General features: G+C 42.5%; 22 protein-coding genes, 2 pseudogenes and 1 riboswitch. Of the genes and pseudogenes, 14 read left to right on the forward strand and 10 right to left on the reverse strand.

Features of this window, described 5'->3' with window-relative positions; translation table 11 throughout:
- Window positions 1-3 precede the first annotated feature (3 nt).
- The 6 genes and pseudogenes from ITJ87_RS01215 to ITJ87_RS18935 form a co-directional block, all read right to left on the reverse strand.
- Window positions 4-2,082 (reverse strand): TonB-dependent siderophore receptor, encoded by a 2,079-nt coding sequence (locus tag ITJ87_RS01215; protein WP_004311295.1) that lies wholly within the window; start codon window positions 2,080-2,082, stop codon window positions 4-6.
- Between the two features lie 18 nt (window positions 2,083-2,100).
- Complete coding sequence (locus ITJ87_RS01220; protein WP_004293828.1) at window positions 2,101-3,201, reverse strand: YncE family protein; 1,101 nt, start codon at window positions 3,199-3,201, stop codon at window positions 2,101-2,103.
- A 28-nt stretch (window positions 3,202-3,229) separates the two neighbouring features.
- Window positions 3,230-5,320: a lipoprotein gene (locus ITJ87_RS01225; RefSeq protein ID WP_004311297.1), complete on the reverse strand. Its 2,091-nt coding sequence runs from the start codon at window positions 5,318-5,320 to the stop codon at window positions 3,230-3,232.
- 14 nt (window positions 5,321-5,334) lie between these two features.
- The gene (locus ITJ87_RS01230; RefSeq protein ID WP_004293827.1) at window positions 5,335-7,116 is read right to left on the reverse strand and encodes a PKD-like domain-containing protein; all 1,782 of its coding nucleotides are present in this window, start codon (window positions 7,114-7,116) and stop codon (window positions 5,335-5,337) included.
- A gap of 64 nt (window positions 7,117-7,180) precedes the next feature.
- Window positions 7,181-8,098, reverse strand: a complete 918-nt coding sequence (locus ITJ87_RS01235) for a DUF4465 domain-containing protein (RefSeq protein ID WP_004289228.1) — start codon at window positions 8,096-8,098, stop codon at window positions 7,181-7,183.
- 154 nt (window positions 8,099-8,252) lie between these two features.
- Window positions 8,253-8,445, reverse strand: a riboswitch (cobalamin riboswitch).
- A gap of 599 nt (window positions 8,446-9,044) precedes the next feature.
- Window positions 9,045-9,426: pseudogene (locus tag ITJ87_RS18935) on the reverse strand (site-specific integrase); the annotation flags it as partial.
- A gap of 243 nt (window positions 9,427-9,669) precedes the next feature.
- Here ITJ87_RS18935 and ITJ87_RS01250 point away from each other — a divergent pair.
- From ITJ87_RS01250 to ITJ87_RS01295, 10 genes are all read left to right on the forward strand, one after another.
- Window positions 9,670-10,512, forward strand: a complete 843-nt coding sequence (locus tag ITJ87_RS01250; protein WP_122296722.1) for a GyrI-like domain-containing protein — start codon at window positions 9,670-9,672, stop codon at window positions 10,510-10,512.
- Window positions 10,513-10,519: 7 nt separating this feature from the next.
- A complete protein-coding gene (locus ITJ87_RS01255; RefSeq protein ID WP_122296721.1) occupies window positions 10,520-10,795 on the forward strand; it encodes a zinc ribbon domain-containing protein in 276 nt (91 codons plus the stop codon).
- Window positions 10,796-10,802: 7 nt separating this feature from the next.
- Window positions 10,803-11,672, forward strand: coding sequence for a radical SAM protein (locus ITJ87_RS01260; RefSeq protein WP_122296720.1), 870 nt, complete (start codon window positions 10,803-10,805; stop codon window positions 11,670-11,672).
- Between the two features lie 3 nt (window positions 11,673-11,675).
- Window positions 11,676-12,446, forward strand: coding sequence for an N-acetyltransferase (locus ITJ87_RS01265; protein WP_122296719.1), 771 nt, complete (start codon window positions 11,676-11,678; stop codon window positions 12,444-12,446).
- A gap of 70 nt (window positions 12,447-12,516) precedes the next feature.
- The gene (locus tag ITJ87_RS01270) at window positions 12,517-12,744 is read left to right on the forward strand and encodes a hypothetical protein (protein ID WP_122296718.1); all 228 of its coding nucleotides are present in this window, start codon (window positions 12,517-12,519) and stop codon (window positions 12,742-12,744) included.
- Complete coding sequence (locus ITJ87_RS18545) at window positions 12,701-13,168, forward strand: hypothetical protein (RefSeq protein WP_230391785.1); 468 nt, start codon at window positions 12,701-12,703, stop codon at window positions 13,166-13,168. Before ITJ87_RS01270 ends, ITJ87_RS18545 begins: the two co-directional genes overlap by 44 nt.
- Before the next feature lie 147 nt (window positions 13,169-13,315).
- Entirely contained in the window at window positions 13,316-13,666 is a 351-nt protein-coding gene (locus ITJ87_RS01280; protein WP_122296716.1) for a helix-turn-helix domain-containing protein, read from the forward strand.
- 254 nt (window positions 13,667-13,920) lie between these two features.
- Window positions 13,921-14,505: a BfmA/BtgA family mobilization protein gene (locus ITJ87_RS01285; RefSeq protein WP_122296715.1), complete on the forward strand. Its 585-nt coding sequence runs from the start codon at window positions 13,921-13,923 to the stop codon at window positions 14,503-14,505.
- Between the two features lie 4 nt (window positions 14,506-14,509).
- Window positions 14,510-15,451 carry a DUF5712 family protein gene (locus tag ITJ87_RS01290; RefSeq protein WP_122296714.1) on the forward strand — a complete coding sequence of 314 codons (942 nt, stop codon included), beginning with the start codon at window positions 14,510-14,512 and terminating at the stop codon, window positions 15,449-15,451.
- Window positions 15,448-15,861 (forward strand): GNAT family N-acetyltransferase, encoded by a 414-nt coding sequence (locus ITJ87_RS01295; RefSeq protein ID WP_122296713.1) that lies wholly within the window; start codon window positions 15,448-15,450, stop codon window positions 15,859-15,861. Before ITJ87_RS01290 ends, ITJ87_RS01295 begins: the two co-directional genes overlap by 4 nt.
- Window positions 15,862-16,059: 198 nt before the next feature.
- On the opposite strand, the gene ITJ87_RS01300 is transcribed toward ITJ87_RS01295, so the two are convergent.
- From ITJ87_RS01300 to ITJ87_RS01315, 4 genes and pseudogenes are all read right to left on the reverse strand, one after another.
- Window positions 16,060-17,301, reverse strand: a complete 1,242-nt coding sequence (locus ITJ87_RS01300; RefSeq protein ID WP_178241398.1) for a site-specific integrase — start codon at window positions 17,299-17,301, stop codon at window positions 16,060-16,062.
- Between the two features lie 13 nt (window positions 17,302-17,314).
- The gene (locus ITJ87_RS01305) at window positions 17,315-18,559 is read right to left on the reverse strand and encodes a site-specific integrase (protein WP_178241399.1); all 1,245 of its coding nucleotides are present in this window, start codon (window positions 18,557-18,559) and stop codon (window positions 17,315-17,317) included.
- Between the two features lie 273 nt (window positions 18,560-18,832).
- Window positions 18,833-19,585 (reverse strand): annotated as a pseudogene (locus tag ITJ87_RS01310) (phage integrase SAM-like domain-containing protein); the annotation flags it as partial.
- Window positions 19,586-19,960: 375 nt separating this feature from the next.
- On the reverse strand, window positions 19,961-21,049 hold the full coding sequence (locus ITJ87_RS01315; protein ID WP_229135115.1) for a site-specific integrase: 1,089 nt from the start codon (window positions 21,047-21,049) through the stop codon (window positions 19,961-19,963).
- Window positions 21,050-21,373: 324 nt separating this feature from the next.
- Here ITJ87_RS01315 and ITJ87_RS01325 point away from each other — a divergent pair, with 324 nt between their 5' ends.
- The 4 genes from ITJ87_RS01325 to ITJ87_RS01340 all read left to right on the forward strand — a co-directional run bounded on the left by ITJ87_RS01325 (window position 21,374) and on the right by ITJ87_RS01340 (window position 26,401).
- Window positions 21,374-21,739, forward strand: a complete 366-nt coding sequence (locus ITJ87_RS01325) for a type II toxin-antitoxin system HigA family antitoxin (RefSeq protein WP_117966645.1) — start codon at window positions 21,374-21,376, stop codon at window positions 21,737-21,739.
- Between the two features lie 406 nt (window positions 21,740-22,145).
- Entirely contained in the window at window positions 22,146-23,480 is a 1,335-nt protein-coding gene (locus ITJ87_RS01330; protein WP_117966648.1) for a TolC family protein, read from the forward strand.
- Between the two features lie 76 nt (window positions 23,481-23,556).
- Window positions 23,557-24,654: an HlyD family secretion protein gene (locus ITJ87_RS01335; RefSeq protein WP_117966692.1), complete on the forward strand. Its 1,098-nt coding sequence runs from the start codon at window positions 23,557-23,559 to the stop codon at window positions 24,652-24,654.
- Window positions 24,655-24,760: 106 nt separating this feature from the next.
- Window positions 24,761-26,401, forward strand: coding sequence for an MFS transporter (locus ITJ87_RS01340; RefSeq protein ID WP_117966651.1), 1,641 nt, complete (start codon window positions 24,761-24,763; stop codon window positions 26,399-26,401).
- Window positions 26,402-26,405 lie beyond the last annotated feature (4 nt).

The raw sequence follows: 26,405 nt of genomic DNA on the forward strand, positions 1-26,405 counted from the left end.
AGATTATCGTTTACTATTTTTGTTTTTTCCGAACTTGGGTGTTATGCCGATGAATATCTCGAAATTGATGCCCGGCATGGGACGGGACAATACGGAAAGGTATTCTTCATCGAACAGGTTGTTGATGCTGCCCTTTAGCGACAGATCGGCCCATCGGAAAGAGAGCTGTTTTTCCAGTGTCACGTTATTCATGAAGTAAGGGGGCAGATAGCCCGTCAGGGTATAGTCATTACTCGACATGGTATAACGCTGGCTGTAATAACACCATTTGTAAAGCAGGCTCCATGTCCGCCATGACAGACGTCCGGTCACCGTTGCGGAAAACTCCGGCACGTATGGCAACTGTTTGCCGACGGATTGGTCTGCCGGACTCATCGGTTCGCTCTCGTTGATCGAGGGAGTCCACGAGAAAGTTCCGTTCATATCCAGTTTCCAGTCCTTTCCGAGCATTATATCAAGGTGGGCGTTGGTCTCTGCCCCGTAAGCATGTACCTTTTTGAGGTTTCTGGGGGAGAAGAATCCCTTGGTTGTGGGTAGCCAGATGATCCAGTCGTCGATGTGCGAATCGAACCAGTTGATACCACCGCTCAAAGCATATACATTTTCTTTCCCCACCGAGAACGACAACCCCACGTCGTATGTGAAGCCGTGCTCGCTTTTCAGGTCGGGATTACCGCCCGGCAGAAAATAGAGGTCGTTCAGCGTGGGAAAACGGTAGTTCCGGGAGATGGATGCTTTCGCCACGATATTGCCTTTTTTCGACAGTACCCCGTCGATGAAGAAAGCCGGGATAACCGGGGCCCATTCCGTACCGAACATATCCTCGCGAAGGACAAGCGAGGCGGCAAAACGATCGACAGGCCGCCATTTCGCAGAAACGGAACCGGAAAACTCGACACGTCCCTTGTCATACCCGACAACAGCCTTGTTACCTTCCTGCGAGATGATATTTTTGTCCGCGCTTTCCACCAAATGCTGGTGTACGGAAACACCGGCCGTGAACAGCCATTTCTCTGAAGGAGCATAATCCCCGTCCGCACTTCCGTAGAACGTGTTAATCTTACTGCGTGAGCGGGTCATCGAAGCCATTTCGCCGTTTCCCTTGTCCCGCTTGTAATCATAGGCCATCCATGTGTGTATATAGCCGCCTTTTACACCGACCTTCCATTTCTCCCGCACGCGATCCCACGAGAGGACGCCGCGAAACGTCTGCTCCCTTTGGCGGTTCTCGAAGTCCATGTCGTTCCCGTAATCCGTGCTGAGCATCGCCAGTTCCCGGTTGGAATTGATATACCAGGCGTTTAGCCCGAACTTGTCGCCTTCGCCCGTGTTATAATAAATTTCCTGCAAGACGTGCAGATCCTTATAAGCCCCGCTGCGGTTGCGTTCCGTCGGGTAATAGGAACCGATGATGTTCTTGTCCTCGTCATAGATGTTTTCCTTCTTGTCCCGGTTTCGGTATTTGTAGTCGTTGGGGGAAGAGGAATACACCACACGGGTGGAGGACTGCCAGTGTTTGTCACCGTAGGTCAGGCGGAGAAACTCGTCGAACGTGCTGAACGACCCCACTCCCTGCACGTACTGCAACCCGAACCCTTCATGGTTGGCCGGAGAAGTGGAGAGCCTGACCAGACCACCCAAGCCGCCGCCCGTTTCGTTTACCGATGACGTTCCGTGCAGCAGCGAGGCATCATCGATAAAGTAAGAAGGGATGGTGGAAAAATCCGTCATGCCCAGCATCGGGTTGTTAATGCGCATACCATTCCACGTCACTTGGGTATGCGAGGGAGAGGTACCCCGGAAAGCCACGGTGGATAACGTGGCGCGTCCGTAGTTCTTGACAAAAACGGATGAGTTGAATGTCAGCACATCGGCCATAGACAAGGCGATGTTCTCTTTCATGGCGATGGAATCGAAACGGGTTCGTTGCACGCCTATATCCTTCATAGGTCGTTTGCCCACCACCGTAACCTCCGGAATACGTAGTACCCTTTTGGTAATGCTGACGGAATTTTTCTGCTGGGCGGCAAGCAGAAAGGGCAGGCTTACCCCCACGAACAATAGAATAAGATGTCTTTTCATTTTTGTCCTCCTTCCTCGTTATTTCCAGCAGAAAGCTCCCGGAATGATTCCCACGTAAAATTCATCGATCAGCTTGCCTTGCGGCGAATAGCGATACACGATACCTTGTTGCTGGTAATCAATAGCGTCGGCCACATATACCTCCCCGTTGTTGGGATTGACCGTAAGGCCGTAGTATTTGGTGTCCCGAAACTCCAGAAAAGGCCGGACGGGAACACGGTCGGCTTCCACCGGCATTCGCCAAATATCGTTGTTGATCCAGTAAAGTGTATCCCGTGTACCGTTGAGCTGGACTTCCGAAGGCCAGTCGCCCAGCTTAAACTTGAACTGTTTCTCTACGGTGAAAGTCTCGGCGTCTATACGATAGAGAGACGGTGCCTCGTAACCGTATGGGCTGCCCTCGTAACCGCCATCCGTGATGGTCCACATCTTGTTGTATTTGTCCATGACCAGCGAAGTAGGTTGTATGCCGATGGTCAGTTCGTCCACGACCTTGTCCGTCTCCGTGTCGATTTTCAGGATGCGGTTCTGGTACGACCAGCAGTTCACATAGACGTACTTGCCGTATTGTACCATTTGTTCGGTGGAACCCGATTCCATGTCCATGTCTGGACATTCGATATAGCCGGTAATCTCGTATGTCTTGGGGTTGATGATGAAGATACGGTAGTCCCATATCTGCGTCACATAGGCTTTCTCATCCGACAGAAAATGGATATACCGGGGTGAGGTGAAACCTGTGATACGGCCCACTTCCTTGAAAGTATTGATGTCGATGGCGAAAATCACATGCGAGTTGTTCACCACGATCCAGCCTATACCGTCCCGGATAACCATAGACTGGGCCACATCGCCCAACTTGAACCCGTTGGCACGGTAAAACACTTCATTCTCCACTTCGCACGTGGCGGGATCGTAGTAGGAAAGCGTGGCATTGCTGTACTGGAAATTCCCCTCGTTGGTAATGAAAAGACCAGAGGCCGATACAGAGAAATCTTCCATCTCTCCGTAATCCCATTTCATGCAACTGCCGAAAACTGGCAGGCAGAAAAGAAAAAGGCAAATCCGTTGTATTGTTCTGCTCATTGTCATTCGGATAAAAAAGAGTACCCGAATCATTACGGGTACTCTGGTTAAGGTATAAGGTTTAATCCTGCTGCGTATATTGTTTGTCCTTCATATTTTGGAAGGTTGGGTTATACCCACATTTCGTCACGCTCCAACTTTCCCCCGTAATCATTCCGTTTTCTATAAACTTGCCGAAGAAAGTGTAGTCGGTAAATTTCGTCAAACCGTCAAAAACAACCCCATGCAAGGTCTCCAACTTCTCCATGGAAAGTGTTTCCTGAGAAAGAGAAGTCGCACTTTTTATCTGTAGCGTACCATCTATAGTCTGTAATTTATCACAAGTAATGCCTGTTGCTTTATTAACGAACAACCCTTCACCTCCTACGTGAAGCAATTCCGGAATATCCAGCGATTTACTTTGTAAAGATATTGCTAACGAACCCTCTCCCTCTTTATAATATACAGGAGAAGCTGAACAACAAACTTTGGATAGTAAGGGCAAGTTACAACTGGTAAAATTTCCAGATAAATAGAACTGTCCTCCCACTTCTTTCAAGACTGGCATTGTGATTGAAGCAAACATGGGTATTTGGATATATCCATATCCATCTATGATTTCCAAGTCGGGAAATTTGGCATTGCTTCGCATTTGGCCTGTCACATTTAGATTTCCATATACATGTTGAATTGTCGATATGGTATAATCGGTATTGTTGGTGGTTGGCTTACAAGTGAAGTCTTTGATATTCTTGAACGTGATTTCAGGGAACTTATTATTCGTGAGACTGGTGATGACAAAATTTACATTTGACAAATCTTCGGCTGTTTCAATTTTGGAGAGCTGCACCTTGTTTATAATTTCAATCTGGGGCGCTGTTTCTCCGAAGGTTTCAAATCGGGCGTTCGGCAACAGCAGTGTTCCGCTCACATCTTCAAGATAATCCAGCGTGATGCTTCCAAGTGTGGTGATCTTGCTCCAGTCGGGAAGTTGTTTGAGTGCCGTGAAATTCTTTATCTTTATCTGTCCCTTTATCGTTGTCAGTTTGTCCATTCCACCGAAAGCCTGAAGCACGTCATTTCGTTGGGGAACAAAACTACCGGTAGGAGGAGCTTCCATATTGGCTTCCATAATAATACTTCCGTTTACTGTTTCGATTTCCGGAAGGTTGATGGTTTCCAACATCACGGGGACGGTATGGAAATCAAGGCCACCGGTCTCTTTCAGCTTAAGGAAGCTCATGGAAGTCAGCTTGGCAAGATTGTTTACGGACAAGACCCCTCCGACACTTGTCAGTTCCGGTATTTCCAAAGACGCAATCGAACCGGCTGCTGTGTTCTCTTCATTGAGTCCTTGAAGATTCAGATCCTGACCTACAGTAGTCAGAACCGGAAACTCAAAACTCTGTAACGACGACGCATTGAACATCACGCTTCCTTCAATAGTTGCCAGTTTCTCGAATAGGACATACGTCACTTGGTCGTTATATACCGATATGTCTCCGGAGAGCGTTTCCAATGCTTTCATGGAAATCATGTGAAGTTCCGTAGCTTTCGAGGCGACATCGGTCGAACCTACCTGTAAACCTCCGGCAGAAACGATATTATCCAACCCTGTCAAGTCTGCACCGTTGTAACTGTTACGAATGACAATGTTGCCAGTAACCTCTTTCAAAGATGCCAATGCAGATATGTCAGTGATTTTTTCTGCCTCTTCCGCATCAGAGCCGATAATCAGGTTCCCTTTGACAACGGTTGTTTTGGTTGCGGCAAAAGAAGCTACCTCCTCGGTGGTCTTCAACTCCACATCTCCATCAGATTCTATCTCGCTTTTCACGACCTTATAGGTATATTCGCGGGCATCTCCGTTATAGGATGTCACCCGGAAGGTTCGTTCGTTATCCCAGTCCGTTACCGTTTCAGGATCAGGTATGATTGTTGCAGAAGTTGTGTACTTGAATTCCACTTCGGCGTTGTTCAGCGATACCGTATAGGGAACGGTTATTGTTACTGTATTGTCCGTAATGTCGGCCGTGTACGATTTCCCGTCCACGGTCATCACGACCGATGTGATGAAATTTTCATCTGCATCTTCAGGTATAATTTCATCGTTTTTGTCACACGCTCCCAAAAAGAACAAGGATAGGAGCATGGGAAGAAAATAAATTTTCATACTTGTAATTTTTATTATTTGGTTAGATCCTCAAAAGAAAATACCTCCGTAGAAACTTCGCCCAGCCAGCCGCTTTTGGCCAGAACACCGCATTGTATTTTGATAAAGTCAATATATTGCAGATTGGCTTCCGTTCCATCGGCATGGATGGCATTGGAAATTTTGAAACCGTTCCTTTGTCCGCTTCCATCCACCGTACTGCCGCCTTCTATCTGGTCGTTTCCGAAATTATCCACGTACCCCCAGTCATAACTCTGATTATCCCAATAACCGGTTTGAGAATCTTGGGTGTTGCGGGCGGCCAGACAAGTGCCTGTCAGGGTATAACTGTTTTCCGAAATCCAAGCCGGATAATAATAGTCTTGTGTATGATAAGCGGACAGATAGTCTACCCAGCCGTTTCTACCGTCGGAACTGATCCATTGGACATCCATTTTTTTGCCTTCCGGACGGTAATAGGTCACTTCAAAATTCTGTATTGTTTCTTCCTTGCCTGCTTCAGATCCTTTCAGTTCGTACCACTCGTCATCCGGCAATCCGTTTCCGTTTATATCTTGCATGACCCATACGATACCCGGTTCGGAACTGCCGTCAAAGGCGTTCCCCTGAACACAGAAATCATATTGGTTACCCGAATTGGGAATACTGTGGTCGAAGCCGACGATGATATAACCCCCGAAAGAACCTAAAGAGACGTGCAGTTTGTCTTTCAAACGCTGTGTTGCCCATGCGACAGCCGCTTCAGGGGATGTTTCGTTGCCGGTCATACCGCCTATCGTGCTCGTCTCGTTGATAAATTGGCCGGGAGCTGGGGTATATTCATAGACTTTATTCCAGAGCTTGGAACTTCCCGAAGCCCGGAAGCCGTCTTGTTCCTTTTTGTCCACACAAACGACTTTTACGGTGGCAGTGACAGCCGTTTTCCCTTTGTCGATATTCCTGCTTATTTTTTCCGTCGGTGTGTCTTCCGACACAGTACAGGAGACGGTGTATTCTCCGGGTGCGGACGGCGTGAACTTGAACATGCGTTCCACTTCTCCTTCCATGACCTGACCGTCCACACTCCACTCAAAACGGGGATTGTCGAAATACTCCAACAACGGACGCAGGAAAACAGGACGGTCGGCAAAAGTGTACCTGTCCGTGGATGTTTGCAGGTAAGACGGGGTCGGGAATTTGACAACGTAGGGCATCGTTTCCACGACCTCTACGCTTACGTCTTTCGTTGTTGTCCCATCTATATTGGAAGCGTTGATTGTCACCGTATAAACACCGAGTTCTTTTTCATTGAAAGTATAAGTATTCTCGGTGGAAACGATTTTTCCTTCCCGTACCCATTCGATTTTGAACCCTTCGACATCCGAATGCTGAATATCGGGAGTAAATGTGTAATCGGTATTCCGGACGACTTTTAGCCCCTGCGAAGGTAGTGCCAGTGAGATGACCGGAGGGGTGAGTTCTTTCACTTCTACTTTCAGTTCCTCTTCGGCATAGCCTTCCGCATTGTCTACTCTTAGTTTGACATAAAAATCCCCGCATTCATTCCATGTACGTTGAAGAGACGGACCCGAAGAAACCAGCGTACCGTCTATCGTCCAAGCAAAAAGAGCATCTTCAACATTCTGGTATGTCGGGGCGATAGTCAATTCGTGATCGACCTTGACCGTGTAAATACCGGTCTCGCTGTCAAGTTCTATTATAGGTTGTCCTCCTACTTCTTCGGTAATGACTTCATCCTTGTTGCAGGAGGTGAACAGCATACAGGCAGAAATAATAAAATAGTGAAAACGATGCATGATGTGTGGATTTTAGAAAAATAACAGGGATACCCCCGACAGAAGGGATATCCTTGTATTCTTTTTATTGTATGGTGATATCATCAATACAGATATAAGCCGGAGTATTCAAACCGTATGCTCCCGAATCCGAACCCTCGAAGTTGAATTTCACACTTTGCACCCCTTCGGCATTGATTTCCCAATAATCCCATGTCGTGATAGGATCAACCTGTTGTTGGCCGTTACGATAATCGGCTAAAAGACGTTTGTAAGTGCGGATCAGACCGCCATTCGCATCATAACATTCCAGATTCACTTGGAAATACCCTTTCATCTCTTTCAGAGGAGTCGCTACCCCCGTAGAACCGAACTGATTACCATAAGTAATGACACCATAAGTGTATGAGGTGTTGCAGATCCACAGGCCGACCAATTTCCGGGGAACATTGAAATAAAATTCTGGTTTAGCCATCCATGCCTGATTGTAAGCATCCACATATCCGTAAACGACACCGAAATTGGAACCGCTGTGCCCGGCTTCCTTATTCTGTCCTTCCGCTTCCACCGCAGTGTTATAGACAGAACATTGGTTTAGATAAGAATACCACCAGTCTCCGGTATTTCCCGACTGATTGGAGCGGATGTTCCAGTTGGAAAGTGCGATGCCGCCGCTGGAATACTCTGTGCTTCCACCTACAGTATTAAACATTGAAAGGAAGAGATATTCTTCCGGAGTATTGTCGTAAATGGTGGTTACTTGAGGATACCCTTGGTACGAATAAAGATTTTCTCCGGCCGAGGTAGGTCCTGCTAACATGCCGGGATCGAAATCATCGAAAGTGATAGTTAAAGTACCGTCCGAATTTGTCACAGCACGGGTTTGCGAAGTTCCGGAATCAACCGGGTCCATCAAAAAGTCATCGTCCGAGCTACAGCCAGAGAACAAGGCGGTTGCGGTAAATAGACAGGCACCTGCCAGAAAGCGTAATTTTCTTTTCATAGGTCACTCATTTTAATGTAAAACATATTATTAACAAACACAAAAAATTCCCGTTCGTGCGGACTTACACGAACGGGAATATGTCTGTCTTCAAATATTGAATGGCCGATGAGCTATTCCTTATTTGATTACGACCCGTATATCCCGCAGGTGTAAATCTCATTCCGGTCATGGCAGGTCTTCTGACTCGTCCCGGTCATCGTGCCTTCCCGGTATTACACCAGTGGCAAAAGTTCGATGTCCGTTTTTGTGGACTCACAGCAGCGGGTACTGTCCCGGATTTTCACCGGGTTCCCTTTTCATTCGGAAGGCGTAAACCTCCCGAAACCATTTCCCGACTGCAAAATTATCTATATTACATATCAATTCCAAATAATTCATAATATTTATAATAAAACACACAAAGCATGACAACCGTACTGTTTTAATTAGAGCATTCAAGTTTACGACAAACGAAGACGGTAATTATCATACACAATATCCATAAACCAACAAAACAGCTTGCCATTTTCCATAACAATGCGTTCTGGAATAGATAACTGTTAGCTGCAATTATGCAAGCAAAAAAAGCAGACAGAATAATGACTATTAATATCATGCACCAGAAATTAATCCTATAAATTTATGGAAAACAAGTAAGGGAATGGAAGTTCCGTTGCCGCATGGATGCAGGTGAAGGACCTTCTCTTTTAACGTTGGATACGCCAATGCACGCCAACGGAAGACTCTGATATTATCTGTTTGGAAAGGATATAGGATGTGCGTTACTTTGTCGCATATTCAGAATCTTAAAAAGAATTTTAGTATGGAACTGACAATTATTGAAACAAGCGCGTATTAGGAGTTGAGAAAGCTGGTCAGCACGCTGGTCGTACAGATGGGCGACTTCCAGAAAAAGATTGCCCCGCCTGCGCCGGACAAGTGAATGGATGCGCAGGACGTATGTGATGGACTTATGCCCAAACACTTTCTGAAGAGTTTCCAGCAGCATCCCCTTGAGTATGGCCAGAACGGCAAATGCGTGGCGTCCGATGTGCGGGGTGACCTCGCCCCGGAGTTGCATTTCCTGCCTATGATTCCAAGACTGAGCCGCATGGCATTGTATTCACCTACCGGAAAGACACATTCGGGGAGTCTTTCTTTTCATCCGTACCCCTATATTTTTCAATCAGTTCAATAGCAATGGGCAATAATTTTACGACATACGCCACTCCCGTTTTTATACGGTTGCCCATCAGCCATGTACCGCCGTCGGAGTCGGTATGGATATTATCGTATGTTATGGCTTTCAAGTCCACATAGGAAAGACCCGTAAAACAGTAGAATATTTTAGTTTTATCTATTGATAAATAGATATTTAGAAGAAAAAGAAAGAACAATGGGTAACGATATAGAAACGAGCGAACTTCTTTAGTCTGCTGTGTTTTTCCATTGCTTCAAATAACTTTCTCACAAAAGTACGATTATTTTCTAATATATTTTCTCCTTTGGGAATAAAATATTAATTTGGCGAGATTGGACAACATTTGCTCATAGCAAAATGAGTAATTTTGTTGCAAATAACAGAAGCAATGAGAAATAGTACTGAAAACATATATCAGCAAAAGGTTAATCAGGTTATTGATTATATCAGTGCAAATCTGCATTTGCCTTTACAGTTGGATGTCATTGCCGATAAAATAAACGTATCTCAAAGGCAATTACTTCGTATTATGCGTTCTGCCCTAAATGAATCATTATATACTTATGTGGCAAGGCAACGTATTGAACGGGCTGTACTATATATGCAAACCGAAGAAATGAGCTTGACAACATTGTCATCAATGGTAGGATATGATAATCCACAGTCTTTTTCAAAAGCATTTAAGAAACAGTTTGGTATATCTCCTAAAGCATACATTAATGAGTTACAATCTCGATTAGAGGGCTACGTACAAAGTAGTGGAAATAGAAGTAGTCTTCAAGCCGAAATATGCTATTTTGAAGGATTGGAGTTGGTCTATATTCGCATATTTGGAAAGTATGGTGAAGCAGAGCCTTATGAAATAGCATGGAATAAATTGATGCTGTTTTTAAAAGACAATCAAGCCTTAACACTTGAAACTCGTTTTATCGGATTGAGTTTTGATGACCCAAACGTAACTAACTATAACCAATGCCGATTTTATGCTTGTGCATCGGTGAAAAAAAAGATTGTTCCAACTGGAGAGTTTGGAACAATTCGGTTGCAACAAGGTAAGTATGCGGTTTACACGTTAAAGGGGAGTTGTTCAGGGCTACAAGAGTTATATAACAATATTAGTGTGAATTTTGAACACACCATACGGCATGGGATGGCTTTTGAAGAATATATTAGTTATAGAACTGAAAATAGCAAAGAAAACATTACAAAAATTTATATGCCAATAAAATAGAACATTTATGGAGGACAAGTATTGCCAAAGTTGCGGAATGCCGCTACAAAATCAGGACGAGTTAGGAACAAACTCTGATGGAAGCAGAAATGAGGAATATTGCTGCTATTGTTTTAAGGACGGAGCATTTACGATGGATTGCACAATGGAGCAAATGATAGAGCATTGTGCGCAATTTGTAGATGAGTTTAACAAAGATTCTGAGGTAGTTTATACTAAAGAGGACGCTATTACAAATATGAAAATTTACTTTCCAACACTTAAACGTTGGAAAGTACAATAAAAAGATTATGCGATATATTGAAACAAAATCAATTCTATCGAAACTAAGGGAACAAGATACTTGGTTTGGCATTACTTATAACATGAATTTGTATAGGGGATGCCAACACGGGTGTATCTATTGTGATACACGAAGCGAATGTTACAGAGTTGGAGATATATCGCAAATATTAGTTAAGCAAAACGCTTTAGAATTACTGACAAAGGAATTACAAAGTAAACGTAAAAACAGAGCTACCATAGGTACAGGTTCTATGAATGACCCATATATGCCAATGGAAAGAGAACTGCAATTAACCCGGAATGCTCTACAAATTATTGCTTCATATAAATTCCCAGTCCATATAATAACCAAAAGTAATTTAGTAGAGCGTGATATAGATATTTTGCAGGAAATATCAAAAACGTATGCAGCCGTAAGTTTTACAATAACCAGTGCAACAGATTCGCTTGCAAAAAAAATTGAACCTAATGCACCACCCACATCGGAGCGTTATAATGCGATGAAAGTGTTAGCAGGCAAAGGTGTTTATACAGGAGTTACATTAATGCCTATATTACCTTTTATCAATGATACAATAGAAAATATAGAAACAATAATCAGACAAGCAAAGGATTCGGGTGTATCTTATATACTACCTATGTTTGGTGTGACACTCCGAAAAGGGTCACGAGAATATTTCTATATGGCATTAGACAATCAGTTCCCCACAATAAAAGCTAAATATCAATCAGCATTTGGTGAACGATATGATTGTTACAGTTACGATTATAAGAAACTGTCAGATGTATTCTATAACCTATGTATCAAATTGGGGATAGAAACTAAAATGAGATTTTACGAGCCTAAAATATATGAACAACCATCATTATTCTAAGTCATGGAAACAAAATACATTACACTTACAAAAGAAAATATAGATACAGAACATATCTGCTGTGCATTTTCCGATAAAAAATGTTTAAAAGGCTATGAAATGAAAAAAGCATGGCTAAAAAAAGAGTTTGATAATGGATATATTTTCAGACGATTAGATGCACGAGCAAAAGTTTTTATAGAATATGTCCCTGCTGAAAAGGCTTGGATTCCGGTTGATGCTTCCAATTATTTGATGATAAATTGCTTTTGGGTATCAGGACAATATAAGGGAAATGGGCACGCTAAAGCATTGCTTCAATCCGCTATTGAGGATGCAAAAACACAAGGTAAAAATGGTTTGGTTACGGTTGTTGGAACAAAAAAGTTTCACTTTATGAGTGATACAAAATGGTTACTTAAACAAGGATTCAATATTATTGAAAATTTGCCAAACGGATTTTCACTCTTAGGGCTGAAATTCGATAATAATGCACCGCCGCCATCTTTTAAGGAATGTGTAAAGAGTGGAGAGTGTGAAGAAAAGAATGGACTGGTTGTATATTACACAAATCGTTGTCCTTTTACAGATTACTATGTAAATGGTTCTCTCTGGGTGTTAGCACAAGAACATAATATTCCACTAAAAGTAATAAAGTTGGAAACAATGGAACAGGCACAAGCCGTACCTACTCCAGCCACTATATTTTCAGTTTTTTTTAATGGCAAATTTTTAACAACAGATATGAGCATATGCGTAGAATCCCGATTTACTAAGTTGTTGAAAATTGATTAAAAATAGATTCTCTATCAATTTGAAAAATGCATTTTTCATAATCAATTCATTTACTCTAAAAAGATTGCTTATGAATGATTTATTACAAACGAGGATATTTGGACTATTGTCTGAAACCTCACAGAAAGTAACTAACCAAGAAATGCAAAATGCCTATGGTGAATTTGTCGAACAAATAAGAATAGTGGGGGATGGAGAGGATTATTCAACTACTTACCGGATTCTTGTAGCTACCCGTATTGAGATAGCTTCACTTGAAACAGCATCTCTTTACGGGCAGGGGGAAAAATGCGCTTAAAAAGCGGTTCTTACAAAAGACACTGGCGATTATTAACGCAGAACAGGAACTACTAAATTTCAAAATCACACATCCCAAATCGTTTCCTTCGGCAACTCCATTGACATTTGAATCACCTTTATCGGTTATACCTAAGTTTCCTAATCTCGGAATCATGGGTATGACCGAAATTCTTTCAGCCCTGATGCTGTTGGGTGGCATCACCGACAACACAGGCAAGCATCCAACTATCATTGCTTTTTCGGATGTCTTTGAACAGGCTTTCGGATTTAGTTTTAACGGTATCTATGACCGTCAAAACGAACTATTCAAACGCAAATCATGTAATCTCACCAAAACATTGGATGCTTTAAAAGCCGTCCTTATTAAAGAATATAAGAAACGACAAGCGGAAGTACTGAAAAATAAAGATGAAAAAAGATGATTTTGCAACAGGTTGATAAATAATAATTTGCATTTATAATATAGAGGGGTCAATACCGGACTCCTCTATTTTTATTTCCTTATTCTTCCGTCCTTTGCTTCATCAATCGATTGGAAAACTTAATGTTCAACTAAAAAATGAAGCAAAATGTATATAGACAACGAAAACTTCGACAAGTGGATGGAACGACTATCTAAAAAACTCTCTGAAATCGGGCAAGACCTGAAATCGCTTATCAATACTGACAAGGTATTGGACGAAAATGATAAGATACTCGACAATCAGGATTTAGCTTTCCTGCTAAAAGTATCTTTCCGAACCCTGCAACGGTATCGGGTAAGTGGCAAACTCCCTTATTTCACGATAAGCCATAAGACCTATTACCGTGCAGCAGACATCCGGACATTTATTCAAGAAAATGCCGAAAGTAAGACCTATGAACGGTTCAAAAAGGAAAACCAACTCGATAAGCAAACCACTGCAAAACAAGACGGGTAATGTTACCGCCTGATGATGTGCCACCGCTCCCCATTTAGCAGAAACCGCCTCGCCTTGTGGCTCGGCTCGTTTCGCTAAATGAAGCAAGAGGGAACTGGACTTTGTCCTGTTCTCCCTCTTGCCCTGCGGGGCAAAGCCTTCGGCTTTAAGAGGTTACATTCGTAACCGTTTATAACAGTGATTATAAGTCGAAAACGTATTTCGCTTATAATCAACTGAATAGCCCTCACTTTCTTTATAAAAAAGTTATAATCATGGATAAGACCAATAATATACCCACACTTACCACCATCGGAATAGACCGACTAACGAGTAAGTTAATAGATAAGCTCTGTAAACGCTATTCGATGAAAAAAGGGGAAATAGTCCGGTTGGCATTTGTCTATATTGATAAAGCCTGTATCAACCCATCGGAATCACCGGAATCCGTAAAATCGGAACTGGCGAAAATTAACAAACGGCAGGACGATATTATCCGCTTCATCCGACACTACGAGGAGGAACAACTGAATCCCATGATACGAACCGCTAATTCTATTGCAGTTCGGTTTGATACCATTGGCAAGACATTGGAAACACTTATTCTTTCGTGGCTGGAATCCAGTCAGGGGAAACAAACAGCCGTACTACAAAAAGTAAGTGAGCAATTTGGCAAACATGCCGATATAATCAACCAACAAGGGAAGCAACTAAACGCACTCTATCAAATACACCAACGGGATTACAAGAAGCTACTTCAACTGATACAACTCTATTCGGAACTGTCCGCTTGTGGAGTAATGGATAGCAAACGGAAAGAGAACTTAAAAGCGGAAATCATTAATCTGATAAACACATAGAACCATGCACATAGATTTTGCCCCACCATCAAGCGGAACATACAACAATGCAGGAAGTAGCCGCCAATTAGCTTCATATATGGAGCATGAAGATTTGGAACGGATGGAAAAGGGTATCTATACCGATGGCTTTTTCAACCTGACGGATGATAATATCTACAAATCAAAGGTTATTAAGGATATAGATAATAATATCGGGCAACTGTTGAAAACGGATGCAAAGTTTTTTGCCATCCATGTCAGCCCATCGGAAAGTGAACTTCGGGCAATGGGGAATACTGAACAAGAGAAAGCCGAAGCAATGAAACGGTATATTCGGGAAGTCTTTATTCCTGAATACGCCAAGAACTTCAACAAAGGACTATCCGAAGCGGATATAAAGTTTTACGGGAAGATACATTTTGACCGTAGCCGTTCCGATAACGAACTGAATATGCACTGCCATTTGATTGTGAGCCGGAAAGACCAAGCTAATAAAAAGAAGCTATCTCCACTAACCAACCACAAGAACACCAAGAACGGAGTTATCAAAGGTGGTTTTGACCGTGTGAACCTGTTCCAACAGGCAGAGCAAGGATTTGATAAACTGTTCGGCTATAACCGCCAATTATCAGAATCCTTTGAGTATGCCAATACCATGAAGAACGGTTCTATTTCCGAACAGATTGAATTACAGGAACAAGATTTGAAAGAACCAAAACAACATTTTACTGGCGAAAATAAAAAAGAAGTATTCCAATCCGGTGAAAAAGAAAACATGATTTCTTGCAATATTGATAGCAAGCGAAATGAGTATCATTCTTTTAATCAGGGAGATAATAAGAGCGGCGATTCTCTGTTATCTATCTTTTCATTGGGAGATGGCAGCAGCTACGATGCAACATTAGCGGAAGAATTACAGGCACAGAAACGTAAGAAGAAAAAGAAGAAAGGAATAAGAAGATGATTGAATACGAAGAACTACGAGCCGACATAGACCGCTATCTGATGGAACGGTTCAAGTATCGAAAATCACTCGTTTGCCTGACGGTGGATAATATAATTGCCACCCGGAGAAACAGCCGGGTAGATTTGTATTTGCGTATCAGGAGGATTGAAAGTCGTTTTCCACCTGATTGCCTGATTATCGCCCGATTGGGTTTCATTAAAGAGCGGATAGGACATGGAACACACTTTCTTAGGTTCTTGACCGAAGTAGCCCGGAAATATGGTTTCAATTATATCGGCATTGAGTGTGCCAACATCAAAAGCAGTGCATTTGCCAAGAAGTTAGGCTTTTATTCCATAGATGGCGAAAATTACGCAATAGCGATAACCAATCTAATATCTTATTTTCAATGGAATAATCTTAGTTAATCCTTTCTTTCTCTGAACACAAAGGTATATTCCAAGAATAAAACGGCAACACCGAGCCGCAAGCGGTTTTTGTAAATTTCTTCCTTTTTCGTCCCGAAAAAGAGTAAATTTACAAAAAGTGTTGCCTTATTTATTCTTTCCATATAGTGAACGTGTATCAGAGAAAAAAAGGAAAAAATATATTGGTTTGGGAGTTGCTTATTCTGCCAGTTCATATTTACCCTCAATCCGTTCCGCAAGGTTAGTCATATCCTCATTGATTTTGGTACGGGTAACTTCCGCATAGATTTGAGTAGTCTTTATTGAAAGGTGTCCCATCATTTGGCTAAGGCTTTCTATTGGAACACCTTGCGTCAGGCAGACGGTCGTAGCAAACGAGAAACGACTCATATGGAACGTCAGCCGTTTGTCTATATCGGCAGCCTTAGCAATACGTTTCAGTTGCCAGTTCATAGAAACATGGTGCTGTAATTTGAAAACTTTCCCATCTGTTCCGGCAAACTCCGTATTTCTGTATCTTTCAAGAATACGTTTAGGAATATCCAACAGTGGGATATACGAAGTTGTTCCGGTCTTTTGCCTGTCAAGAATAATCCATTGGCTACCGTCTTCCATTTCCTGAATATTGGAATGTTTCAGATTTCGTAAATCAATGATTGAAATTCCTGTAAAGGTCGAAAAAATAAACATATCACGGGTAAAACGCCATGTGGCAAGTTTGAGCTTGGCTTGCATCATTCGTTGTATCTCGTCATTAGAGAGCCACGGACGTTTAGGAATTACCCGTTCAGGGACAAAATCAAAGAACGGGTTCTGACGTAGAACTCCTTTATTACAAGCCCTTACAACAACTTGACGAAATGGATTCATATTAGTTTTAACTGTTCGGGGTGTCATTTTCAAATCAATTTTCAGATAATGGAAATAGCTCTCTACAAATGGAGTATCAATCTTTCCAAAAGGCAAATCGGAAAGATTATACCTTTCTTGGAGGAACTCTTTCATGTGTCGGTAGGCATTGGTATATACCGGAAATGTACTTTCAGTTATCCGTATTCCGATACTTTTCCGTTTTTCATCGAGTAGTTCGGCAAATTCCTGCATCAAGGTATTACGGTTTACACCGATACCACGTAACGCATTTTTAAGAGCTTCGGCAGTAACGTAACCATTGTTATTCACCATATTGTTATAATGGGAAGATATTTCTTTATGAAGCTTTTCTATTTGCTTATTGATAGATATTAATTCCTTAGATTGTCCCTTTGCAGCCCCTATTTGATTATCCCAATTGTCGGGCATTATTTCCAATCCGGTGCTGAATGTGGTGTTCTTACCATCCACAGTGATACGCCCGACTATCGGGCAAGCTCCTGATTTCTTGGTTTTACTGGTGTTCGGGTAGAATAATATAGCGAAAGTACTTCTATTTGTTTTCATTGTTATATGGAATTTATTGTTCGACATAAGTGTATTTATCGGAGATACGGAGAGATAGCAATTTCATATCATTGCCTATCTTCTCATTATTGACACGTGCGTAGCGTTGGGTAGTCTGAATATTCTTGTGCCCCATCATCCGGCTGACACTTTCAATGGGTACGCCTTGCGAAAGGCATAATTCGGAAGCGAAAACATGCCGCCCGACATGGAAGCTTAGTTTGGTTGTGATATTGCAGAGTTTAGCGATAATTTTCAGCGCATAATTAATACGTCCCGGTCCTAACATGGGAAATACGTTTTCTCCTTTTGCCAGTCCTTTGTATTTCTCTATAATCTGTACGGGTATATCCAGCAATTTAACATTAAATGGTATTCCGGTTTTTTGTCTGTCGGTGGAAATCCACAGACTACCATCTTCTTCGGTAATAATTTCTTTCCAAGTAAGTTGTTTCAGGTCAATGTAAGGAAGCCCCGTAAAGGCTGCGAATACGAACATATCACGGATAAAGCATTGGCTTTTGGATTCTATCGGAGTGGATATAAGCCTTTGAAACTCTTCTTTTGTGAGTGAGCGTATTTTGAAATCGGGCTTCTTCAACTTGTAGCCAAAGAAAGGAGGATTGATAATCAATTTCCGATGCAGGGCGATACGCACGACTTTGAAAAGCACCAACATAGTACCGGAAACTGTTTCATCCGTCATTTTTCTTTCCACTCTTAAATGAAAATCGAACGCTTCGATAAAGGTCAGGTCTAACTGGTTCAGGGGTATATCCTGAACATTATACTTGACTTTCAGAAAACGTTTGACTTGTTTTCTGATGGTAACATATTTGTGGTAAGTGGCTTGGGAACGGTCTATTCCGATGCGTGTTTGGAAATCCTGCATCATTTCATCAAAGAGAGTAAGCAGTGTTTTTTGTGCGGTCGCAATCCCTTGAAATGCGTTCTTAACTTCTTGGGCTGTAACTGTTCCGGTTCGCTCTAAAATAGCCCTGTAATGCGTGTGTATGGAGAGATTAATTTTATTAATCTCTCTGTTGAGTTCAACGGCTACACGACTTTTTCCGGTAGCCCGACCGGATTTAACACTCCAAAGCCGTTCTTCGATTTTCAGTTTGGAACTGAATTGGGCGATAGAGTTGCCAATAATGATTTTTCCGATAACCGGATAAAGGGCATCGGGGTTTACTTCTGTTCTTTCTGTACTTCCTTCCCGTTTGAGGTAAAAGGACACTTTCAGTTCGTTGTTCATAACGCTCACATTTTAAGTTCGTAAAATTACTTTCTCTGTGAGTTATTTGAACAATGTAACAAGCAGACAAACAGTGTTATAACCAGACGTTCAAGGTCATTGGTTTGCTGTGTTTTTCTCTAATCTCAATGGGTAACGATTTAGAAACGGAAAGTTTGCTTAAATCTGCTTTTTCCTGCTATTTCACTATCGGACACCCAAAGACACTAAAAGACGTACATTTCTATATTTCAATCAATTACATCGCTTTTCTCTTTCTTGCTTCTACTGTAATAAGTCGGTGAAGCACATGAACAGGAACATGTCGCGCATGGCACGCTGGCGTTTGTATCTCGGTTCTATATGGATTATCCTTTGCAGTTCCTCTTCGGAAAGGAAAGAACGCCTCTTGTATTCGGGCATACACTCGAATGATGCGAACGGATGAACCCGTATCCAGCCTTTTTCCTGCGCGATATACATCAGCCACTTCAAGGTATTGACACGCCCGAAGACAGTGGAGTTTGCCAAAGCGCATGTACCGAGCATCCAGTTGTAGTAATCCTCGATGAATGATTTCTCAAGTTCTTCGATGACAATATCCTCTGCATTCTTCTTGCTTTTCATGAAAAGCAGGAGACTCTTGTAATCGGCAACCAGACCGCAGTAGGTGCTTTCGGCTTTCTCTATGCCGATTTTCTTTTTATACGGTTCCAGCTGTTCCCTGAAAAGGTTCATAAGGGTGTGGCATTCCTCTGAGAAGCCGACATAGCGGTTATAGACTTTCTTGGCTGTAACAAAACTGTCGTGGTCGCAGATGTACTGGTAGTGCCTGGTGATTTGCGCCTTGATATTGTCAAGCTCCTGATTGAGTGTACGGGCCTCCTCGGACTTGCCTTTGGCCCGGTTGGTTTTGACGTCCCACAAAGCGAGGGACACTTCTTTCTTACAACTGAAACCGGCTTGGGTTCCATTGATGGTGATACGGCCCATAATCGGTGTCTTTCCGTTTTTTACAGACTGTTTATTCTCAAAACACTTAGCTATACATGGTCTGCGATAAGCTAAGAGAGATTCCCCTTACACAAAAGCATGGCATCTCCTTGTCGTATCTCGCCTTTATACTTTTATGTATAGTAGTCTACCGGATCGAATGAACAAGACCTATCCCATACATAAACCAATTTAGACTGCTATGTTATTTTTGAGGAAGAAGATGGAATGAGACCAGATACCCTCTTTAAGGCTGACTGTAAGTCGATTAAATGTAGAAAAAGATTGCTTTTGTCACAAGTAAAGTGTATATTTGCATTGAAAGAATCGTTCTTTGACAGAGGCAAAAGAAAACAGAATATTGTAATTCGCTCGTTTCTAAATCGTTACCTGATATTAATTAAACAGAAATAACTGTTTAATTTTCAATTAGATAGAGATTGTATGATGTTTCGCCATGTATGTTGTAATCTTGCCTATGTTCAGCTTTTCACCGATGACTTTCATTCTGTCATTTATATGTTTGGTGAGATTCTTCTTTTTCTTCTCATGTTCCCAAGCATCATCACCGGCTTTCATAAAAGGAAATATATAAATACTCTTTCTCGGATTGTTCCCCCACTTTTCAATAATAGACTGCATTTCAGGAGTTATCGGTGCATAAATCCGTTTTGTGTCACGAGTTCTGTCTTTGGTCTTTTCACGAATAAACGAAATTTCTCCGTTTTGAATGTCAGAGAATTTTAGGTTTATCAAATCGGCAACGTTGATACCGTTACAGAAATAGATGAATAGCCATAAGTCACGATAAAACTCAGTGAACTTGTTACCGTCCGAATAATTGGCGATAGCTTTGAGTTGTTTCTTGTTGAGTGCTTTTTTCTTGCCTACACCTTCCTTTATCTGGTATTTGCCTCTCCCGAAAGGATAATCAGCCTCTCTAATCACTCCGGCAGATTTGGCAATATTCATGATAGCACGAATATTTCTCATATTGATAGCCAAAGTTGTCTGACTGACTGTTTTCAGGCAGAATTTTTCAAAATCACGCAGCCACTCAACTGTAATATCCCGAATTGGTACATTATTCCTTTTATACCGCTTAATCAGCGAGAGCGTACTTTGATAAAAAGTCTTGGAACCAAACTTGTTGTTTTCATCCAGTTCTTTTATCTTGGCTTCAAGCATTTCATTGATAGTACCGCCGATGTTTTTTCCAAGTCTTGTATTCAGACGGTCAAAAGAGAAAGTTCCGCGTTCGGCCAGATATTCCACATTCTTTAGAATACGGCTGAGTTCCTTCCCGATTTCTTCCTGAATATCTCTGCACTCTTTGGACTTGCCTTCAAGCGCTTCTTCAAGTTCTTCTTTTGAAGTCAAGCAGATACCGACTGAATAATACTTTGGTTTGCCCTGATAATACACTTTGATTTTTACCGGATAAGTACCTTCTTTATTAATGGTGCGAGTGTCGAGTACAACCGACACAACAACGCCGTTTTTAATGATTTTAATCATGATGTTTGAATTACTTGTAAACGGAATTGTTTACCGGTAATATATCCTCCAATTTTGGGAATTATAAGTTAAACGGGGCTTTCAAAAGGTATTTACAGGCATTTTTTAATAACGTTTGCAGTATTGTTTTGGAAATATTTTAAGGTAACATCGAATATATATATTCTGAAATTCAGTAGAATGTTTTGTATTTCAATAATAAAGAGATTACTTTTGCATAAACAACAAAGAGCATGAGAATAATAGCGAGAAGCAAAATCTTGATTCGCTTTATCGGTACTCATGCCGAATATGATGTAATTGACGCTAAAAATATATAGACGTATGGCAAAGATTCAAAATGAAACTGCTTATAAGGCAGCAATGGAGAGAATAGAAGAACTTCTGCCATTGGTTGATGACAATACGCCTTTGAATGACAAGAATCTGATAGAATTGGATTTGTTGTCAGAACTTGTTGCGGATTATGAAGATGAACACTATCCGATAAAATCACCTTCTTTAGTGGATGTGATAAAACTTCGTATGTATGAAATGGGATTGAATCAGGTGAAACTTTCAGAACTTCTTGAAGTAAGTCCTTCACGTGTCAGCGACTATCTTACGGGGCGTTGCGAGCCTACCCTTAAAGTAGCTCGTGAAATAAGCCGGAAACTCAATATTGATGCGAATATAGTGTTAGGTATCTGATATGAAATTGGGGCTAAAAACGACCATTTGCACGAAAATTGCACAAATCACCGGAAAACAGAAGAAATAACGTGATTACGGATGAAAAAGAAATATTATATTTGCCCTTGAAAAAGAGCCATTTAAGTAAGAGCGTGAAACGCAAAGAAATAGGAAGACATCGGTACAGCCCGGTTTCATAATCATGAGGTCCCCGGTTCAATCCCGGGTCCCGCTACAAAGAAGATTTAGACTGTTAGGAGGCTTCCACTCTTGGCGGTCTTTTTTGTTTTTAGTACTCGGTTTGCGCTATGGTTTGTTTTCAAATTATAGTAAAAAGGAAAATATGAATACAAACAGTTGATATATGGATAGTCCTCTTGCATTTTAAGCCACTAACTTTGTGTGCAAATATCAAGTGACTATTATGAAAAGACAACTGTTCACATTTTCCTTTCTGTGTCTGCTTGCACTAGGCACAAAAGCACAAGATACCCTAACCTTGGAGGACTGCCTCAAAATAGGTATCGAAAACAACTTGTCCTTGCAAAGCAAACGGAAGGAAATACAAAAAGGGAAATACGGCATCTCTGAGAATCGAGCCAAACTGCTGCCCCAAATCAATGGTTTTGCCAACTATAACGACAATATCGATCCACCCGTCTCCGTTACCGACGGTTCAGCGTATGGCAATCCCTACAATGTAACCCAAACCTTGCAATACAACGCCAACTTTGGATTACAGTTGCAGATACCACTTTATAACCAGACACTCTACACCACTCTATCCATAGCCAAAACCATGGATGAGATGAATCGCCTTTCTTATGGAAAGGCAAGAGAAGACCTCATCCTCCAAATTAGTCAAATGTACTATTTAGGACAGGTTACAGCTGAACAGATTATTTTGATAAAAGCCAATATCACTCGCCTGGAAGAGTTGAGAGATATCACTCAAGCCTTCTATGACAACGGCATGGCTATGGAAGTAGATGTGAAACGCGTCAACATCAACTTGGAGAACCTCAAGGTGCAGCACGACAACGCACAAGCCATGATGGAACAGCAGCTGAATCTACTTAAATACATTATCGACTATCCGGCGGAAGAAAGAATAGCACTGGTACCAGTGAATACAGAAACGATTACGCCCGCAGCACTCACCGGGCTGTCCGAAACACTATATGAACTCCAGCTGTTGCAATCACAAAAACAACTTGCTGAACAGCAAAAAACAATAATCAGCAACGGTTACATCCCCTCCTTGAACCTGACAGGAAGCTGGATGTTCTCCGCCTATACAGACAAAGCTTACCATTGGTTCCATTCCGGCCCTTCCAACCATTGGTATCGCTCCTATGGAGTGGGCCTCTCCTTACGCATTCCCATTTTCGACGGACTGGACAAACGCTACAAGATGCGCAAGGCAACCATTGACATAGAGAACATCAAACTCGCTCAAGAGAATACCCGAAAAAATCTTCAGACACAATATCTGAATGCTACCAATGACCTGATGAACAGCCAGCGTAACTTTAAGAAGCAGAAGGACAATTATCTGCTTGCTGAAGATGTATATACCGTTACCATGGACCGTTATCGGGAAGGAATCGCCTCAATGACCGAAGTGTTGCAGGACGAAATGCGGATGAGCGAAGCCCAAAACAACTATATCAGTGCCCACTACAATTACCGGATAACCAATCTGACTTTGCTGAAGCTGACGGGACAGCTGGAGACGTTGAGCCCCTCAATTCCTTAAAGAGGAAGATGAATAGAGTCCGTATTCAAGGACGGATATATATATAATAATGAGTAAACAATATAATATAGAAGATATGGAAACAAAAGAGAACAATAACACCGCAAGTACCCATCAAGAGAAAGCACGGAAATTGAAGAAGCTTCGCCGTTGGCAAATCGTTGTCAGCCTATTAGGAATAGCTATCCTTATCTGGGGAATAATTCAAGTGACCTGCCTCTTTTTGAACTACAAACGGACGGAAACCAGTAATGATGCACAGATTGAACAATACATATCTCCCGTCAATCTGCGCGCATCAGGATATATCAAGAAAATTTGTTTCACAGAACACCAAGAAGTACACAAAGGAGATACCTTACTTATATTGGACGACCGGGAATATAAAATCAGAGTCATGGAAGCTGAAGCTGCACTCAAGGATGCACAAGCCGGCGCCACAGTCATTGGTGCTACACTACAAACCACGCAAACTACAGCCTCTGTCTACGACGCCTCCATAGCAGAGATAGAAATCCGCCTTACCAAGCTGGAGAAAGACCGCCAGCGATACCAGAACTTGGTGAAGAGAAACGCTGCCACCCCCATTCAATTGGAACAGATAGAAACCGAATATGCAGCTACCCACAAGAAGTTGGAAGCTGTGAAACGACAACAGAAAGCTGCCTTGTCGGGTGTGAACGAAGTGTCACATCGCCGTGAAAATACAGAAGCTGCCATACAACGGGCAACAGCCGCACTCGAAATGGCACGGCTGAACCTCTCCTACACCGTAGTAGTAGCTCCTTGTGATGGGAAATTGGGACGGCGTACTCTTGAAGAAGGACAATTCATTACTGCCGGACAAACCATCACCTACATTCTGCCTGACACACAAAAGTGGATTATAGCCAACTACAAGGAAACCCAAATTGAGAATCTGCACTTGGGCCAAGAAGTAGTCATTACCGTTGATGCCATCAGCGGCAAAGAGTTCAAAGGGAAAATCACTGCTATCTCCGGAGCCACTGGTTCCAAGTATTCCCTAGTGCCCACGGATAATTCTGCCGGTAACTTCGTGAAGATACAACAACGCATCCCAGTCCGCATCGACTTTACCGATTTGTCTAAAGAAGACAACAGTAGCCTTGCCGCCGGTATGATGGTAATAGTCAAAGCGAAAACAAAAAAATAGGGATTAAGGATTAGAGGTTAGGGATTAAGGCAACCAACTCCTTAATCCTTACCCCCTAATCCTTAATCTTTAACCCTTAATCCCTAACCCCTTAACCCTTATCCCCATGCCCTCATACCCCAAGAACTATCCTTTCTACAACTGGGTACCCAAACCGGTAGGTATCATCATCCTATTCGTATTCTTTTTGCCGATACTGACTGTGGGCGGTACCTACTCGGTGGCAAGCACCGAAATGATAAGCGAACTCGGCATCATTTCCGAGCATATCCAGTTTGCCAACTTCGCCACTTCCATTGGCATGGCAGCATTCTGCCCTTTTCTGTATAGGCTGGTAGTCATACGCCGGCAGAAAATGATGTGCCTGGCAGGATTCTCCCTGATGTACATCTTCAGCTATATCTGTGCCAAGACAGACAGCGTTTTCCTGCTGGCACTATGCAGCATCTTTATGGGATTCCTACGAATGGTGCTGATGATGGTCAACCTCTTCACCCTCATAAAGTATGCAGGGCATATCGAGGCGTACGACAAAATTACACCCGGCAACGAGCCCACAACTGACGAAGGCTGGGACAAGCTGGACATCGAACGGAGTGCGGCACAACCCGCCATCTACCTATTCTTCATGGTACTGGGGCAATTGGGAACCTCGCTCACCGCCTGGCTCGCTTTTGAATATGAATGGCAGTACATACACTACTTTATGATGGGGCTACTATTACTTTGTATCCTCATCACCTTCATTACTATGCCTTATCATAAATATACCACCCGCCGTTTCCCCATCAACTTCAAGCAGTTCGGCAATGCCTCCATCTTCTGCATCACACTGGCCTGCATTACCTACGTGCTTACTTATGGCAAAGTGCTCGACTGGTACGATGACCCAACCATACAATGGGCCACAGTCTGCGCCATCATTGCTGGCGGCATATTTCTCTATATCGAGTCTACCCAGCGCAATCCTTACTATCAGCTCGATGTATTCAAACTGCGTACCATCCGTATGGGTTTCCTATTCTATTTTCTGTTAATGGTACTGAATTCCAGCGCCATGTTTGTCAATGTATTCACGGGCATAGGCATGAAACTGGACAACTTCCAGAATGCCACCCTGGGCAACTGGTCCATGCTGGGCTACCTCATCGGCGGTATAGCCACCATCTGGCTCAGCGTAAAAGGCGTACACTTCAAATATCTCTTTGCCGCCGGTTTCCTTCTATTGGGGCTTTCCGCCATGTTCATGTATTTCGAGGTACAAGGTGCAGGACTGTACGAACGGATGAAGTATCCGGTCATCATCCGTTCTACCGGTATGATGTTCCTCTATTCGCTGATTCCAACCTACGCCACCCAACGCATGCCTTACAAATATCTTTCTTCCTGGATATGTACCATGCTTACCGTACGCATGGTATTGGCTCCCAGCATCGGAGCCGCACTCTATACGAATGTACTGCAAGAACGCCAACAGCACTACGTCACCCGCTATGCACAGAATGTAGACATGCTGCACCCCGAAGCATCCACCTCGTTTACCCAGACCGTACAAGGTATGCAATATCAGGGAAAGAGTAAACAAGAAGCAATCAGCATGGCTGCCATATCCACCAAAGGACGCATCCAAGTGCAGGCCACCCTCTCTGCTGTAAAGGAAATGGCAGGATGGACACTCTACGCCTGCTTGTTTTGCATGATATTTGTGCTTGTCGTGCGGTATCCTAAACGAAAATTACTAACTTAGCAGA

Source organism: Bacteroides sp. HF-162 (genome assembly GCF_015679285.1).
In the GTDB taxonomy this organism is placed as follows: Bacteria; Bacteroidota; Bacteroidia; order Bacteroidales; family Bacteroidaceae; genus Bacteroides; species Bacteroides uniformis.

What these genes read in the sequence shown, in the direction of transcription:
- ITJ87_RS01215 (WP_004311295.1), bottom strand. Translation starts at nt 2,082, where the DNA reads ATGAAAAGACATCTTATTCTATTGTTCGTGGGGGTAAGCCTGCCCTTT.
- ITJ87_RS01220 (WP_004293828.1), bottom strand. Translation starts at nt 3,201, where the DNA reads ATGATTCGGGTACTCTTTTTTATCCGAATGACAATGAGCAGAACAATA.
- ITJ87_RS01225 (WP_004311297.1), bottom strand. Translation starts at nt 5,320, where the DNA reads ATGAAAATTTATTTTCTTCCCATGCTCCTATCCTTGTTCTTTTTGGGA.
- ITJ87_RS01230 (WP_004293827.1), bottom strand. Translation starts at nt 7,116, where the DNA reads ATGCATCGTTTTCACTATTTTATTATTTCTGCCTGTATGCTGTTCACC.
- ITJ87_RS01235 (WP_004289228.1), bottom strand. Translation starts at nt 8,098, where the DNA reads ATGAAAAGAAAATTACGCTTTCTGGCAGGTGCCTGTCTATTTACCGCA.
- ITJ87_RS01250 (WP_122296722.1), top strand. Translation starts at nt 9,670, where the DNA reads ATGAGAAATAGTACTGAAAACATATATCAGCAAAAGGTTAATCAGGTT.
- ITJ87_RS01255 (WP_122296721.1), top strand. Translation starts at nt 10,520, where the DNA reads ATGGAGGACAAGTATTGCCAAAGTTGCGGAATGCCGCTACAAAATCAG.
- ITJ87_RS01260 (WP_122296720.1), top strand. Translation starts at nt 10,803, where the DNA reads ATGCGATATATTGAAACAAAATCAATTCTATCGAAACTAAGGGAACAA.
- ITJ87_RS01265 (WP_122296719.1), top strand. Translation starts at nt 11,676, where the DNA reads ATGGAAACAAAATACATTACACTTACAAAAGAAAATATAGATACAGAA.
- ITJ87_RS01270 (WP_122296718.1), top strand. Translation starts at nt 12,517, where the DNA reads ATGAATGATTTATTACAAACGAGGATATTTGGACTATTGTCTGAAACC.
- ITJ87_RS01280 (WP_122296716.1), top strand. Translation starts at nt 13,316, where the DNA reads ATGTATATAGACAACGAAAACTTCGACAAGTGGATGGAACGACTATCT.
- ITJ87_RS01285 (WP_122296715.1), top strand. Translation starts at nt 13,921, where the DNA reads ATGGATAAGACCAATAATATACCCACACTTACCACCATCGGAATAGAC.
- ITJ87_RS01290 (WP_122296714.1), top strand. Translation starts at nt 14,510, where the DNA reads ATGCACATAGATTTTGCCCCACCATCAAGCGGAACATACAACAATGCA.
- ITJ87_RS01295 (WP_122296713.1), top strand. Translation starts at nt 15,448, where the DNA reads ATGATTGAATACGAAGAACTACGAGCCGACATAGACCGCTATCTGATG.
- ITJ87_RS01300 (WP_178241398.1), bottom strand. Translation starts at nt 17,301, where the DNA reads ATGAAAACAAATAGAAGTACTTTCGCTATATTATTCTACCCGAACACC.
- ITJ87_RS01305 (WP_178241399.1), bottom strand. Translation starts at nt 18,559, where the DNA reads ATGAACAACGAACTGAAAGTGTCCTTTTACCTCAAACGGGAAGGAAGT.
- ITJ87_RS01315 (WP_229135115.1), bottom strand. Translation starts at nt 21,049, where the DNA reads ATGATTAAAATCATTAAAAACGGCGTTGTTGTGTCGGTTGTACTCGAC.
- ITJ87_RS01325 (WP_117966645.1), top strand. Translation starts at nt 21,374, where the DNA reads ATGGCAAAGATTCAAAATGAAACTGCTTATAAGGCAGCAATGGAGAGA.
- ITJ87_RS01330 (WP_117966648.1), top strand. Translation starts at nt 22,146, where the DNA reads ATGAAAAGACAACTGTTCACATTTTCCTTTCTGTGTCTGCTTGCACTA.
- ITJ87_RS01335 (WP_117966692.1), top strand. Translation starts at nt 23,557, where the DNA reads ATGGAAACAAAAGAGAACAATAACACCGCAAGTACCCATCAAGAGAAA.
- ITJ87_RS01340 (WP_117966651.1), top strand. Translation starts at nt 24,761, where the DNA reads ATGCCCTCATACCCCAAGAACTATCCTTTCTACAACTGGGTACCCAAA.